The organism is Flavobacterium gyeonganense (genome assembly GCF_029625295.1).
Taxonomy (GTDB): Bacteria; Bacteroidota; Bacteroidia; order Flavobacteriales; family Flavobacteriaceae; genus Flavobacterium; species Flavobacterium gyeonganense.
In genome coordinates this window covers 2,522,902-2,538,034 of sequence record NZ_CP121112.1, presented here as the reverse complement: position 1 = coordinate 2,538,034, position 15,133 = coordinate 2,522,902, and the positions used below count along the sequence as shown (strand labels likewise).

The 15,133-nt window shown below is 34.1% G+C and carries 14 protein-coding genes and 1 pseudogene; 11 read left to right on the top strand and 4 right to left on the bottom strand.

Translation table 11 applies throughout. The features are described from left to right. Nucleotides 1-6 precede the first annotated feature (6 nt). Nucleotides 7-2,121, top strand: coding sequence for a glycoside hydrolase family 97 protein (locus tag P5P89_RS11070; RefSeq protein WP_278011958.1), 2,115 nt, complete (start codon nucleotides 7-9; stop codon nucleotides 2,119-2,121). 93 nt (nucleotides 2,122-2,214) lie between these two features. After that, complete coding sequence (locus tag P5P89_RS11065; RefSeq protein WP_278011957.1) at nucleotides 2,215-4,089, top strand: glycoside hydrolase family 13 protein; 1,875 nt, start codon at nucleotides 2,215-2,217, stop codon at nucleotides 4,087-4,089. Nucleotides 4,090-4,259: 170 nt separating this feature from the next. Here the strand turns inward: P5P89_RS11065 and P5P89_RS11060 are convergent, their stop codons facing one another. Together P5P89_RS11060 and P5P89_RS11055 are read right to left on the bottom strand one after the other, a co-directional pair. After that, a complete protein-coding gene (locus P5P89_RS11060; protein WP_278011956.1) occupies nucleotides 4,260-4,670 on the bottom strand; it encodes a nuclear transport factor 2 family protein in 411 nt (136 codons plus the stop codon). Between the two features lie 12 nt (nucleotides 4,671-4,682). Further along, complete coding sequence (locus P5P89_RS11055; RefSeq protein WP_278011955.1) at nucleotides 4,683-5,207, bottom strand: TetR/AcrR family transcriptional regulator; 525 nt, start codon at nucleotides 5,205-5,207, stop codon at nucleotides 4,683-4,685. 205 nt (nucleotides 5,208-5,412) lie between these two features. Between P5P89_RS11055 and P5P89_RS11050 the strand changes: the two genes are divergently transcribed. The 4 genes from P5P89_RS11050 to P5P89_RS11035 all read left to right on the top strand — a co-directional run bounded on the left by P5P89_RS11050 (nucleotide 5,413) and on the right by P5P89_RS11035 (nucleotide 8,864). After that, entirely contained in the window at nucleotides 5,413-6,090 is a 678-nt protein-coding gene (locus tag P5P89_RS11050; protein WP_278011954.1) for a glycerophosphodiester phosphodiesterase, read from the top strand. 81 nt (nucleotides 6,091-6,171) lie between these two features. After that, nucleotides 6,172-7,380: a BaiN/RdsA family NAD(P)/FAD-dependent oxidoreductase gene (locus P5P89_RS11045; protein ID WP_278011953.1), complete on the top strand. Its 1,209-nt coding sequence runs from the start codon at nucleotides 6,172-6,174 to the stop codon at nucleotides 7,378-7,380. Between the two features lie 7 nt (nucleotides 7,381-7,387). After that, nucleotides 7,388-8,035: an HAD family hydrolase gene (locus P5P89_RS11040; protein ID WP_278011952.1), complete on the top strand. Its 648-nt coding sequence runs from the start codon at nucleotides 7,388-7,390 to the stop codon at nucleotides 8,033-8,035. A gap of 97 nt (nucleotides 8,036-8,132) precedes the next feature. After that, a complete protein-coding gene (locus tag P5P89_RS11035; RefSeq protein WP_278011951.1) occupies nucleotides 8,133-8,864 on the top strand; it encodes a hypothetical protein in 732 nt (243 codons plus the stop codon). Here the strand turns inward: P5P89_RS11035 and P5P89_RS11030 are convergent. Beyond that, on the bottom strand, nucleotides 8,848-9,783 hold the full coding sequence (locus P5P89_RS11030; protein WP_278011950.1) for a tetratricopeptide repeat protein: 936 nt from the start codon (nucleotides 9,781-9,783) through the stop codon (nucleotides 8,848-8,850). The two genes, P5P89_RS11035 and P5P89_RS11030, sit on opposite strands and share 17 nt — an antisense overlap. A 115-nt stretch (nucleotides 9,784-9,898) precedes the next feature. Further along, nucleotides 9,899-10,375, bottom strand: a complete 477-nt coding sequence (locus tag P5P89_RS11025; RefSeq protein ID WP_278011949.1) for a TspO/MBR family protein — start codon at nucleotides 10,373-10,375, stop codon at nucleotides 9,899-9,901. A 166-nt stretch (nucleotides 10,376-10,541) separates the two neighbouring features. Here P5P89_RS11025 and P5P89_RS11020 point away from each other — a divergent pair, with 166 nt between their 5' ends. From P5P89_RS11020 to P5P89_RS11000, 5 genes and pseudogenes are all read left to right on the top strand, one after another. Then, nucleotides 10,542-11,633, top strand: a complete 1,092-nt coding sequence (locus tag P5P89_RS11020) for a diphosphomevalonate decarboxylase (protein ID WP_278011948.1) — start codon at nucleotides 10,542-10,544, stop codon at nucleotides 11,631-11,633. 25 nt (nucleotides 11,634-11,658) lie between these two features. Then, the gene (locus P5P89_RS11015; RefSeq protein WP_278011947.1) at nucleotides 11,659-12,009 is read left to right on the top strand and encodes a four helix bundle protein; all 351 of its coding nucleotides are present in this window, start codon (nucleotides 11,659-11,661) and stop codon (nucleotides 12,007-12,009) included. 34 nt (nucleotides 12,010-12,043) lie between these two features. Beyond that, nucleotides 12,044-12,982, top strand: coding sequence for a mevalonate kinase family protein (locus tag P5P89_RS11010; protein WP_278011946.1), 939 nt, complete (start codon nucleotides 12,044-12,046; stop codon nucleotides 12,980-12,982). 31 nt (nucleotides 12,983-13,013) lie between these two features. After that, nucleotides 13,014-13,972: pseudogene (locus tag P5P89_RS21780) on the top strand (geranylgeranylglycerol-phosphate geranylgeranyltransferase). A gap of 231 nt (nucleotides 13,973-14,203) precedes the next feature. After that, nucleotides 14,204-15,112: a pseudouridine synthase gene (locus P5P89_RS11000; RefSeq protein WP_278011945.1), complete on the top strand. Its 909-nt coding sequence runs from the start codon at nucleotides 14,204-14,206 to the stop codon at nucleotides 15,110-15,112. Nucleotides 15,113-15,133 lie beyond the last annotated feature (21 nt).

The following is a 15,133-nucleotide window of genomic DNA, read 5'->3' as shown; positions in this document are numbered from 1 at the left end:
AAAAACATGAAAAACTTATTTTTCGCAAGTTTAATCTTGTTTGCATTCAGCTCAATAGCAAATGCACAGCAATTAAAATCTCCCGAAGGAAAGTTCGTTATGGAATTTTCGCTTCAAAATGACGGAACTCCAGCTTACAATTTGAAATACAAAAACAAAGAAGTTGTAAAAACCAGTAAATTAGGTCTTGAACTTAAAAACGATACCAAATCTTTACTAAATGATTTTACGGTTGTTGATACAAAAACTTCAACTTTTGATGAAACCTGGAAACCGGTTTGGGGAGAAGTTGATCATATTAGAAATCATTATAATGAGTTAGCGGTTACTTTGAACCAAAAAGGTACCGACAGACAAATCATTATCCGTTTCCGTTTATTCGAGGACGGACTTGGATTTAGATATGAATTCCCAGCGCAAAAGAATCTTACTTACTTTGTAATTAAAGAAGAAAGATCTCAATTTGCTATGACTGGCGATCATACTGCTTTCTGGATTCCGGGAGATTATGATACTCAGGAATACGATTATACAAAATCGAAATTATCTGAAATTCGAGGATTATCTGAAAAAGCATATACAGCAAACGTTTCTCAAAAATCTTTTTCACCAACAGGAGTTCAGACTTCTTTGATGTTAAAAACTGCTGATGGAATCTACATCAACTTACATGAAGCGGCTTTGATTGACTATTCTTGTATGCATTTAAATTTAGATGATAAAAACATGACTTTTACGTCTTGGTTAACACCAGATGCAAAAGGAGACAAAGGTCACATGCAGGCACCAAATCATTCGCCGTGGCGAACGATTATTGTAAGCGATGATGCTAGAGAAATCTTAGCTTCAAAAATGACTTATAACTTAAACGATCCATCAAAAATTGAAAATACTTCTTGGATTAAACCAGTAAAATATGTTGGTGTCTGGTGGGAAATGATTACAGGAAAAAGCTCTTGGTCATATACAAATGATTACCCAACAGTTCAATTAGGTGTTACTGATTTTTCAAAAGCAAAACCAAACGGAACGCACGGAGCAAACAATGCTAACGTAAAAAAATACATAGACTTTGCTGCACAGCACGGTTTTGATGCTGTTTTGGTCGAAGGCTGGAATGAAGGCTGGGAAGACTGGTTCGGACATTCTAAAGATTATGTTTTTGATTTCCTTACTCCTTACCCTGATTTTGACGTAAAAGGTCTTCACGAATATGCTAAATCTAAAGGTGTAAAAATCATCATGCACCACGAAACTTCTGGATCTGTTCGTAACTACGAGCGCCACATGGATGCTGCTTACAAATTCATGAACGATAACGGATACGATGCTGTAAAAAGCGGTTACGTAGGTGATATTTTACCAAGAGGTGAAAATCACTACAGCAAATGGATTGTAAACCACTATCAATATGCAATCGAAAAAGCAGCAGATTACAAAATTATGGTGAATGCTCACGAAGCCGTTCGCCCAACGGGAATTGCAAGAACGTATCCTAACTTAATTGGAAACGAAGCTGCAAGAGGAACAGAATACCAGGCTTTTGGAGGTTCTAAACCAAATCACGTAACGATTTTACCATTTACAAGATTAATTGGTGGTCCAATGGATTACACGCCTGGAATATTCGAAATGGATATCAGCAAAATAAATCCTGATAATAAATCGCATGTAAACAGTACTTTGGCAAACCAATTGGCTTTATACGTTACAATGTACAGTCCGTTACAAATGGCGGCTGATACTCCGGAGAATTACAACCGTTTTCCGGATGCTTTTCAATTTATTAAAGATGTGGCTGTAGATTGGTCAGAAAGTAAATATATTGAGGCTGAGCCTGGAGATTTTATCACAGTTGCTCGTAAAGCAAAAGGAACAAATAACTGGTTTGTTGGAAACGTAAACGGAGAAACGCCGCGTACTTCAAACATCGATTTCAGTTTCCTTGAAAAAGGAAAAAAATACACTGCAACCATTTATGCTGATGCAAAAGATGCGCATTACAAAACGAATCCGCAAGCTTATACCATCAAGAAAATTGCTGTAACCAGTAAATCAAAATTATCGCAGTTATCTGCTCCGGGTGGAGGTTATGCGATAAGCATTATTGAAAACAAATAATTTAAATTTATCATAGAAGTAATATAAGTTCATTTAATTCAAACGTACACTTACATGGACTTATATTACTTATATGGTTTAAATTTACTTACTATGAAAAACCTTAAAACGAATTTCTTAAAACATTCTTTTTATGAATTAATCTTATTGGTGTTGTTGTTTCCCGCTTCCGCGAAAGCGCAAATCCAAAAAGTAGAACCGCCTTTCTGGTACGCTGGAATGAAGAATCCTGAATTACAGATTATGTTCTACGGAAAAAACATTGCACAATATGAAGCTTCGGTTTCTAATAATGTTGCGATTAAAAATGTAGAAAAAACAGAAAACCCAAACTATCTTTTCGTAACCATCAATACAAAAGACGTAAAGGCTTCTGAATTAACTTTCTCTTTCAAAAACAAAAATAAAGTTGCCTTTAAACAAAAATATGCTCTAAAAGAAAGAAGAGCAAATTCGGCAGACAGAAAGAGTTACGACGCATCTGATTTAATGTACTTAATCATGCCAGATCGTTTTGCTAACGGAAATCCTAAAAATGACAGCGACGCTTCTTTAACTGAAAAAGGAAACCGTCAAGATCCAAGCGGACGTCACGGCGGCGATATCGAAGGAATTATCAAAAACTTAGATTATATTTCTTCTCTTGGCGCGACAACAATCTGGAGCACGCCTTTATGCGAAGACAACGACAAACAACATTCGTATCATACATACGGACAATCAGACGTTTACAAAATTGATTCGCGTTACGGAACAAACGACGATTACGCTCGTTTATCAGCAGAAATGCACAAAAAGAACATGAAACTTGTTATGGATTATGTGACAAATCATTGGGGAATTACACACTGGATGATGAAGGATATTCCAACCAAAACATGGTTCAATCAATTCGAAACTTTTACACAAACACATCACCGTCGTGAAGTAATTACAGATATTCACGCTTCAAAAATAGATCAGGAAGTTTGTGTTGACGGTTGGTTTGTACCTTCAATGCCAGATTTAAATTTAAGAAATACATTAGTTGCAAAATACTTAACGCAAAACGCGATTTGGTGGATTGAATTTGCCAATCTTGACGGATTTAGAGTTGATACTTATAATTATTCGGATAAAACGGCAATGGCGAATTGGGCAAAATCAATTACAGATGAATATCCGAATTTTAATATTGTGGGTGAAATCTGGATGCACAATCAGGCAAATTTAGCTTTTTGGCAGAAAGACAGTAAAGTTGGTTCAATTGAAAACTATAATTCAAACCTTCCAAGTGTAATGGATTTTACGCTTCAAAGTCAGATTACTTCTGCTTTCAACGAAAATGAACCAAGCTGGGATAGCGGATTGATTAAATTCTACAACAATTTTGCAATGGATTTTTTATATCCAAATACCAATAATATCTTAGTTTTTGCTGAAAATCATGACACAGATCGTATGAATGAAAAATTCAAATATGATTTACCAAAATACAAACTGGCAATGACTTTATTGGCAACAGTTCGTGGAATTCCGCAAATCTATTACGGTTCAGAGATCGGAATGGGCGGTGATAAAGGAAAAGGCGGCGATGCCGATATTCGTCAGGATTTCCCAGGCGGATGGGCTGGCGACAAAAACAATGCTTTTACCAAAGAAGGAAGAACTCCAGAACAAGCTGCTTACTTTGATTTCTCTTCAAAACTATTTAATTGGAGAAAAACAAACGAAGCGGTTCATTTCGGAAAAATGACGCATTATATTCCTGAAAACAATACTTATGTGTATTTCAGATATACAGATAAAAAAACCGTAATGGTTGTTTTCAATAACAATGCAAAAGAACAAGTTGTAAAAACAAACCGTTTCAAAGAAAGCATCAAAAACTTTAAATCAGGAAAAGATGTTATTACAGGAAAAACATTTGATTTAGCTACTGAAATCACTTTAGAACCAAAATCAGCTTTGGTTTTAGAATTGCAGTAAAAAATATTTAAAAACATAGAAGCTTAGTTTTCTAAGGTTCGCAGCTACACGTCTGTTGCGGTGTTTGGAGCGGAGTATTTTCAGTTCCTCTGAACGGAGTTATGAAAATAAAATGTTTAATTCACCGAATATGAGCAATGGCGTGTAGCCGCAGTTACCTGCTGTTCATTTTACAGATATCTTTCTGACTCATTTATTTCAATGTCATTTATACTTGCGTATCTCTTTTCCATTAATCCATTTTCGTCAAATTGCCAATTTTCATTTCCGTAAGCTCTAAACCATTTTCCGTCTTTGTTTTGATATTCATACTCAAATCTGACAGCTATTCTATTTTCCGAATGCGACCAATACTCTTTTTTCAGCTTATAATTCAGTTCCCTATTCCATTTATCAGTTAAGAATTTTACAATTTCTTCTCTTCCATTAACAAATGTACTTCGGTTTCTCCATTCACTGTCAATAGTATAAGCTAACGAAACCCTTTCTGGATTTTGTGAGTTCCAGGCATCTTCGGCCATTTGAATTTTCTGTTTTGCGGTTTCCAGCGTAAAAGGTGGAAGCGGATGTTTTTGTTGCATTTTGTAATTTTTTTAAATTAAACTGTTTATTATTGATTTGGATTTGTTTACGATTTCATTTGATTTGAATAATTGGCTTTCTATGATAGCGCTTTCAAATAGAAGATAAATATGTGTTGCCAATAATTCATCTTCGAGCACTTCTTTAAAGAAAATTCTCAAATCATTTTTGTGAGCTTGAATAACCGTAAGAATATTTTCTTGTTCTTTTGATATTTCGGATAAGATATTCAAGAAACAACAACCTCTGAAATTTTCTTTTTCATTCATATGAATAATGAAATCAAAAGCAGAAATAACTTTTGCTTTCAGTTTTTTTGAACTTGAAGTATAATTTGAAAGTTCTTCAAACCAATATTTATGTCTCCTGTTCAGAAACTCGATACATAAGTCATCTTTAGATTTAAAGTGTTGGTAAAAGCTTGCTTTTGCAACATTTGCTTCACTTATAATTTGATTAATTCCTGTACTATTATAACCCTGATGATGAAATAAAACAGAGGCTTTTTCTAATATTCTTTCTTTTGGTAAACTCATAATTTCTTAATTGCTGAACAAAGATATAAAAAACAGACTAGTCTGTCTGTTTTTTTTCAAAAAAATAACTTTTTTATTCATAGAGTTAAAATCGGCTTGCTGGCAACTTAAATAGGAGACGTTTCAATTTGCTATTTATTTTTTGATAAATTCCTTGTGACCTTTGCGTAAAACTTTGCGACCTTTGCGGTTAAATTTTTTACCTATGTTAAAAATTGCCCACAGAGGTGCCAAAGCATACGAACCCGAAAACACGCTTCAGGCTTTTCAAAAAGCTTTAGAATTAAATTCGGACGGAATTGAACTGGACGTTCACATCAGCGCTGACGAACACATCATCGTAATGCACGATGAAACTATCGATAAAATGACCAACGGTAAAGGGGATATCAACACCTATACCTTATCCGAATTAAAGTCTTTTTTGGTTGCTGGAAAATTTCAAATTCCTACTCTAAACGAAGTTTTTGATTTAGTAGATAAAAAATGCTTCATCAATGTCGAATTAAAAAATGCGGATACTTCAAAAAATGTGGTTTCTTTAATCGAAAAATATATTACCGAAAAAGGCTGGAACTACGAACATTTTATCATTTCGAGTTTTGACTGGAATGCTTTAAAAGAAGTTCAGAAACTAAATCCAAATATTCCGATTGGTGTTTTAACGGAGGAAGATCTTGATATGGCTTTGGCTTTCGCCGAAACCATAAAAGCAAAAGCCATTCATCCTGATTTTCAGTTATTGAATAAAGAAAAAGTTCTTCAAATTCAGGAAAAAGGATTTCTGGTTTTCCCCTGGACCGTAAACTCAGAAGAAGATATTCAAAAAGTAAAAAGTTATAACGTAAACGGAATTATCTCTGATAATCCAGATAAAATATAATAATAGCCACGAATTCACGATTTTATTTTTTTTACAATCTATGAGAAAAAAAATTCGTGAATTTGCGGTGAACAAAAAAATATGATTAAAAATTTCGACATCATCATCGTTGGCGGAGGCGCTGCAGGTTTTTTTACCGCAATTAATATTGCAGAGAAAAATCCGAAACTGAAAATCGCCATTTTAGAAAGAGGAAAAGAAGTGCTTTCTAAAGTCCGCGTTTCCGGAGGCGGAAGATGCAACGTGACACACGCTTGTTTTGAGCCTAATGAACTGGTCAAATTTTATCCTCGGGGCGAAAAAGAACTTCGCGGTCCATTTCATCAATTTTGCTCAGGCGATACAATCGAATGGTTCGAAAAACACGGTGTTGAATTAAAAATCGAAGAAGACGGGCGACTATTTCCCGTTTCAAATTCCTCGCAAACTATTATTGATTGTTTTTTAAAAGCAACAGAAAAGTTAGGTATCAAAGTATTGACAGGACAAAGCGTACAATCGATTTTTAAAAAAGAAAATCACTGGAAAATTGACACACAAACCGAAAATTACGCTACTGAAAAATTAGTTATGGCAACCGGAAGCAATCCAAAAATTTGGGAAATTCTTCAGGAACAAGGTCATGCAATTGTAAGCCCCGTTCCTTCCCTATTTACATTCAATATTAAAGATTCCAGGATTAAAGAATTACCCGGAGTTGCAGCCCAAGTTACCGTAAACGTAAAAGATACCAAACTAGAATCAACGGGTCCTTTGCTAATCACACATTGGGGAATGAGCGGTCCCGCTATTTTAAAGCTTTCGGCTTGGGGAGCACGAATCCTTCACGATAAAAATTATCAGTTTACCATTTTCGTAAATTGGTTAAATGATGTCGATTATGATGATGCTGAAAAAATACTAAAAGACTTAAAACAGGAACACGCTAAAAAAGCAGTTTCTAAAAAATCACCTTTTGAGTTCCCGAATCGCTTATGGGAAAACCTGGTTTTGGCTTCGGGAATTGAAACAGAAACCAAATGGGCCGATTTATCTAAGAATCAATTACAGAACTTAACGTCACAATTAACCAAAGCTGAATTTAAAGTCAACGGAAAAAGCACTTTTAAAGAAGAATTTGTAACCGCAGGTGGAATCGATTTAAAAGAAATCAATTTTAAAACCATGGAAAGCAAATTACACGAAAATCTGTATTTTGCGGGCGAAATTGTCAATGTCGATGCCATTACCGGAGGTTTTAATTTTCAGAATGCCTGGACCAGCGGATTCATTTTAGCCAATAATATTTAATATAAAAATGAAATTTAAAGGAATTATTTTTGATTTAGACGGAACATTAGTCAATTCATTAGAAGATATTTCAGATGCGATGAATGCCGTTCTTGCCGATCTAAATTACCCAACCCACAATTACGATACTTATCAATACTTTATTGGCAATGGCCTCAGAAAATTAGTTGCCAGAGCTTTGCCTTCATCCAATAATACAGAAGATGAGGTTCAGGTTTGTTTTGAGAATATGCTTAAAACATACGATAGTAATTGTGTTCAGAAAACTAAACCTTATAAAGAAATAGCCGAATTAATATATGATTTAAATTCGAAAGGAATCAAACTCGCTGTTTTTTCAAACAAAGCCGATGAACTGACTAAAAAAGTAACCGAGGTATTATTCCCCAATTTGTTTGATGCAATTGCAGGTTTAACCACAGAAGAACTCAAAAAACCGAATCCGCTTAAAGCGATTGAAATCAGCAAAAACTGGAACCTACAACCTGAGGAAATCCTTTTTGTCGGAGATTCTGATGTGGATATTGAAACCGCTTTAAATGCCAAAATGTTTCCCGTTGGCGTGACATGGGGTTACAGAACCAAAGAAGAGTTGAAAGCAAGCGGAGCGAAAGTGGTTATAAATACTCCTTTTGAGTTACTAAATATTTTATAAAAATACCTTTTAAATATTATTTAACAAGACTTTACATATTCTGTAAGTTTTAGTTAAGACCATTCTAATAATTTTACTCTCAACAAATTAGTACTGTATGAGAGTAAAATTACTTACCACAATTTCTTTGTTCACCTATCAGTTATCTGTTTCACAAACTGAAAAATTGCTTCATGGAAAGGTAGTTGCTCAGGATCTTCCGCTTAAAAATGTAGAAGTAATCAACAAAACTGCTAAAATCAGCACCAGAACAAATGAATCGGGCGAATTTTCAATTGCTGTAAATATAAAAGACAGTCTGCTTTTCTTCTCAAAAGATTTTTTATTTACAAGATTAAAAGTCACAGCAGAAAACATTCAGTCCAATGCTTTTACGGTCAATATGATTGCCAAACCGGAAGAGCTGAAAGAAGTTGTCGTTTTGAATAAGGAATCAAAAACAGTCTGGCTGACTAAAGAAGAAATAGAACAGATTAAGCTAAACTCTCACAAATCAAAGGAAGGATTAAAAATTGCTGGTTATAAAGAAGCAGTTATGCCCAACGGAACAGATTTTATTTACCTTGGAAAACAAATTCGGAATTTATTCAAAAAAGAAGAAACCCCTAAAAAGGAAAGTCCCAAAATTGATTTCAGCCAGCTCCTAAAAAACACATTAAATACTGATTTTTTGACAAAAGATCTGAAATTAAAGCCCGAAGAAACAGCGCTTTTTGTTGAATTCTGCGAAGCTGATCCTAAATCTAACACCCTGTTAGAAAACCCAAATATTCTGGCTACGATGGATTTTTTGTATGTTAAAAATGAAGAGTTTAAGAAGTTGAAATAGATTTTTTAAGTTTTTTCCATTTTAAGAAAAATACACCCAGACAAACCATTAATAGAATAGAAAAAATAATGACACAGATTAAGACTAAAGTTAAGTTATCATTCTTTTTCGATAATCGCCAATTTAAAATATTGTTCTTACGTGTTATTTCAACTACAGCTTCATCAATTTGCTTTCCCTGTTGAGAACAGTAATTAGAAATCTGTTTTAAACATAAAATAAGCCTTTCGTTAAGTAATTCATTTTCAATCCCATATTGTTTTGAAAGCAAATATATTTCGGAAGCGTCTTTATAATTATACTCGCTCATTACATTTGTAATATTTCCCAATTCAAACAATAAAACTGAAATAATTTGATCTTTCGGTTTTATAAATGAAATCCTTTCGTTTAACTGAAAGTACAATGCGTGTTTCAATTTATCCAATTCTTCGTAGGAAAGCTTGGTTTTTGGAGTAACTTCTGAACCAAAACTTGTATTAATAAAAAATTGTCCTGACGGATTTTGCAGTTTTTGAATCTTGGCTTCTAAAATTTTAAGGTGAAGCCATTCAGATCTTTCGTGAGATTCAGGATTTAATTGAATGGATTTTTTAATCCACTCATAAGCCTTTTGATTTTCTCCCATTAACTCATAAAGAGTTCCAAGATTAGAAGCTGTTGAATATCTGTTTGGTTTTATTTTTTCAATTTCTAAATATAGTTTTAAGGCTTCCTGATATTTTCCCTGAATAATTAAAACATAGCCCTTATCAGACAAATAATCTATGTCTTTTGTTTTTTCATATCCTTTTTCAAGATCCCAAATTAAAGCCGGAAAATCTTTAATTTTGAATTGATGGCCGAAAGGGACATATTGATGCGTACGGTCACGGTAAATTTCAACTTTATTTTTTAATATTTTTAGTTCCCAATTCAAACAGGCAAAGGTTTTAAAAGACATTAAAACCAAGACAATAACAAAAAAATTAAATCTATTCATAAAGTATAAACGCGTTGATTAAACCTGTAACAAAACAAACCTGAAACAAAAACTACTTATTCAACCACCAGATACTCGCATTCAAAATCGCTGCAAAGCCAACCCAGGCTAAATAAGGAATGAATAAATAACCCGCAGTTTTATTGATTTTGATAAATTTTAAGTAGGTTTCATAAATCATCAGCCATAAAAGTGCAATTTCGATTAAAGCCAGCATCGGGTTTTTTAGTCCGAAGAATAAATACGACCAGATGGCATTAAGGGTTAACTGAATCAAAAAGAATCCTAACGCTTTTTTGACTTCTTCATTTTGCTCTTTTATTTTATCCCAGACTAATCCTGCGGCAACGGCCATGAAAATATAAAGCAATGTCCAGACCGGCATAAAAATCCAATTAGGCGGATTAAAAAAAGGTTTTTCGATTGTAGGATACCACTCGACTACGCTTGGTCTTGTAACCAAACTTGCAGAATATCCTACTGTTAAACAAATAATTATAGCGATAGCGATTTTTACAAACTTATTCATGATCTCAAATTTTGAATTCAAAAATAGGCAAAAGAAAAATTTAAACCATATAAGTTATATAAGTTCATTTTAGTAAAGCTGCTTATAATTTCTTATATGACTTATATGGTGAAAAAATTATCCCTTTCAGGGTGAAAAAACTATCTTTGCCAAAATTTTACAATTCATGTTTACAGCAGCTGATTTTATTCCTAAAACATATTCTTCAACAGTCGAAAACGGAAATTTCGAATGGAGCGCACCCAGCAATATTGCATTGGTAAAATACTGGGGGAAAAAAGAGAACCAGATACCGGCGAATCCTTCGGTAAGTTTTACATTGAATAATTGCAAAACGATTACAAAACTGACTTTTGAAAAGAAAGAGAATCAGAATGCTTTTTCATTCGATTTACTATTTGAAGGAAAACCAAAAGAAGATTTCAAACCGAAAATCAGGAAGTTTTTAGAACGAATCGAAGTGTATCTGCCTTTTTTGAAAGACTATCATTTTACGATTGATACACATAATACTTTTCCACACAGTTCAGGAATAGCTTCTTCTGCATCCGGAATGGCAGCTTTGGCAATGAATTTTATGAATCTGGAACGAGAACTAAATCCGGAAATGACAGACGAATATTTTTACCAAAAAGCATCTTTTCTAGCCCGTTTAGGTTCAGGAAGTGCCTGTAGAAGTGTAAAAGGGAATGTTGTAGTTTGGGGCGAGCAGTCCAATATTGAAGGAAGTTCCGATTTATTCGGAGTTGAATTTCCACACACAATCCACGAAAATTTCCATAATTATCAGGATACCATTTTATTGGTTGATAAAGGCGAAAAACAGGTTTCAAGCACCGTTGGACACGATTTGATGCACAATCATCCGTATGCCTACAGCCGTTTTGCGCAGGCGCATGAAAATCTGGATCAATTAATTGCCATTTTTGAAAGCGGAAATCTGGAAGAGTTCATTAAAGTTGTAGAAAGCGAAGCATTGACTTTGCACGCTATGATGATGACTTCGATGCCGTATTATATATTGATGAAACCAAATACTTTACAAATTATCAATGCAATCTGGAAATTCAGAAACGAAAACAGTATTCCGGTTTGTTTTACTTTGGATGCAGGTGCAAATGTGCATGTTTTGTACCCTGAGAATGTTAAAGAAAGAGTGTTGCAATTTATTAAGAACGAATTAGTTGGCTTTTGCCAAAATGGTCAGTACATTTGCGACGAAATTGGCGCTGGAAGTCAATTAATAATTGATAATTGATAATTGTCAATTAATCACTAACTTTATGGAGAAGAAAAACATTATTAAAGAAAAATCTTTTGCTTTTGCAATTGACATTGTTAATCTTTATAAAGTTTTAAGTGAGAAAAAAGAGTTCGTATTATCCAGACAAGTTTTGCGATCCGGAACCTCGATTGGTGCCAATGTAAGAGAATCTGAACATGCTCAAAGTAAAGCTGATTTTATCCATAAATTATCTATTTCATTAAAAGAAGCAAACGAAACAGAATATTGGTTAGATTTGTTGTATGAAACAAAATATCTTTCGGATGTAGAGTTTCAAAATATAAAACCAAAAATAATAGAATTATTACGATTGCTAACAAGCATCATAAAAACTTCTAAAAACATATAATTAATTATCAACTGGTAATTATTAATTTTCAATTATGAAAGGACCTTTATTTTACTCAAAAATATTACTCTTTGGAGAATACGGAATCATTCGCGACTCTAAAGGACTTTCTATTCCTTATAATTTTTATAATGGAGCCTTAAAGAGAGATGAAAATCCTTCAGCGGAAGCCATAGCCTCAAATGCAAGTTTAAAACGCTATAGCGTTTATCTGGAAAATTTACAAACAGAACAACCTGATCTGGTTGTTTTTGATTTAGCAGCTTTAAAAAGTGATGTTGAAAACGGAATGTACTTCGATTCCAGTATCCCACAAGGATATGGAGTAGGCAGCAGTGGTGCATTGGTAGCGGCTATTTATGACAAATATGCTGCCCATAAAATTACGGTCCTTGAGAATCTGACGCGTGAAAAACTATTGCAGCTAAAAAACATATTTGCAAATATGGAGAGTTTTTTCCACGGAAAAAGTTCTGGTCTGGATCCGTTAAATAGTTATTTGAGCATTCCAATTTTAATTAATTCTAAAGACAATATTGAAGCAACAGGCATTCCGACTCAAAGTTTTGACGGAAAAGGCGCTGTATTCTTGTTAGACTCAGGAATTGTGGGTGAAACCGCTCCGATGGTGAATATTTTTATGGAAAACCTGAAAGACAAAGGTTTCCGCGCGATGCTAAAAAACCAATTTGTAAAATATACCGATGCCTGTGTAGAGAGCTTTTTGCACGGCGACATGAAATCGTTGTTTACAAATACTAAAAAGCTTTCGAAAGTCGTTTTAAATAACTTTAAGCCTATGATTCCGGAGCAGTTTCACGGAATCTGGCAACACGGAATTGATACCAACGATTATTATTTAAAACTTTGCGGTTCTGGCGGCGGTGGTTACATTTTAGGGTTTACAGAAGATTTAGAGCGTGCAAAAGTTTCCCTAAAAGACTATAAATTAGAAGTGGTTTATCAGTTCTAATTTAACCTTGTCCAAACTTTAAAACCTTATGATGTTAAGCAGGCAGCACAAACTTTTAGTAATGAAAATTGTCAGTCTGTTCTCTGTAGTAAGAGGTTATAACATTCCGATTATTGTATTGGCACAATATTTATCTGCGATTTTTATATTAGCTCCGGAGAAAAGAGCGCTCGATATTTTACTTGATTCCTACTTGTTTCTGATTGTATTTGCGTCTGCCGTTACGATTGCTTCTGGCTATATTATCAATAATTTTTATGACAGCCAGAAAGACCTGATCAACAGACCGAACAAATCTATGTTGGATCGTCTGGTCAGTCAGAAAACAAAACTTTCAGTTTACTTTTCCCTGAACTTTATGGCCGTTCTGACAGCTTTAATCGTTTCCTGGCGTGCTTGCTTATTTTTTTCAGCTTATATTTTTCTAATCTGGTTTTATTCGCATAAAATTAAAAAGTATGCCATTATTGGAAATCTTACGGCGGCTTTTTTAGCTGTGCTGCCTTTTTTTGCCATTTTATTGTATTTTTTTACCATCAGATTTCATTTGACGAAATAGAAAACCACAGAAGTCATTTTGCAGTAATTTCAGCACATGCAATGTTTTTATTTTTGCTACTGCTAATTCGGGAAATGATTAAAGATCTTGAAAATTTAAAAGGTGATTTAGCTAATAATTACCAGACTATTCCAATTCTTTACAGCGAAAGGGTCTCAAAGCAGATCATTACAGTTTTAACCTTTATGACCATACTTCCCGTATACATATTAATCAATGTTTATGATGTAGGCTATATGGATATCTATTTCTATGTGTGTTTTATGGTGTTACTCTTTTTCCTGTTGTATTTATGGAAATCAAACTCCAAAGAGCAATACCTGATGCTTCATAATGTGCTTAAGTTTTTGATTGTTTCAGGCGTATTTTGTATTGTTTTGATTAACCCGAGTGTGTTGTGGCACGGGAAACAGCTGATTTCGAACTTTTAGAGTTTATTTCGCAGAGATTCACTAAGAATTTCGCAGAGGCTCACAAAAAATTAAAAAAACTTTGTGTAACTCTGTGCCTGCTTTGAGAAACTCTGTGTAATAACTACCTCAATTCAAAAAATGCCATTTTATGCTTCTGATTCATCAAAACCTTATTGCTATTAATCTAACAACAATGAACTTAAGATTTATTAGCAGGAAAAAACTATCTTTGCACAAATTACAGAATTTATGAACAACAAGGAAGGCAATAATAAAAGAGGCGGATCAAGACCAAACAGCTCAAGATCAAACTCCAGCAAGCCAAAACCTCCTATGGCAAAGCGTGCGCAAGGGCCAAAAAAAGTGAATCCTGCTGTTAAAGCTGTGGAAGAAGAAAAAGCAGCAAAATTAAAAAAACAGAATCAGGCTCCAAAAAGACAAAAAGCTTCAGACGAAATTCGATTGAACAAATATATTTCGAATTCAGGTGTATGCTCGCGTCGAGATGCTGATATATACATTCAGTCCGGAAACGTAAAAGTAAATGGTGTTGCGGTAACCGAAATGGGTTATTTAGTAAAACTAAATGATGTTGTGAATTTTGACGGTGTTATCCTGACTCCGGAAAAGAAGGAATATATTTTACTGAATAAGCCAAAAAACTTTACTACGGCGTTAGATGAAGGTCAGGAATATCGTAATGTTCTGGAACTGGTGCGTGGTGCTACAAACGCTAAAATAGCAGCGGTAGGGAGAATGGATAAAAACACAACTGGATTATTATTGTTTACGAATGATAATGATATGATTCGTAAGTTTACTTTACCGAATCAGAAATCATCTAAAATCTATCAGGTTTCACTGGATAAAAACCTAAAATATGAGGATCTGGAAAAAATCAGCAAAGGATTGGTTTTGGATGGACACCGTGTTTTTGTAGAAGAAATAAGCTATATTGACAATGAGCCAAAAAGCGAAGTGGGCCTAAAATTACGTACTGCTAATGTAAAAGTGGTTCGTTCAATTTTTGAGAGTTTTGAATACAATGTTTTGCGTATTGACCGTGTATCTTTTGCAGGTCTGACCAAAAAGAACTTACCAAGAGGAAACTGGCGCTTTTTGACAGATCAGGAAATCATCAATCTGAAAAACGTTTAAAAAGGTAATTTCGAATAAATA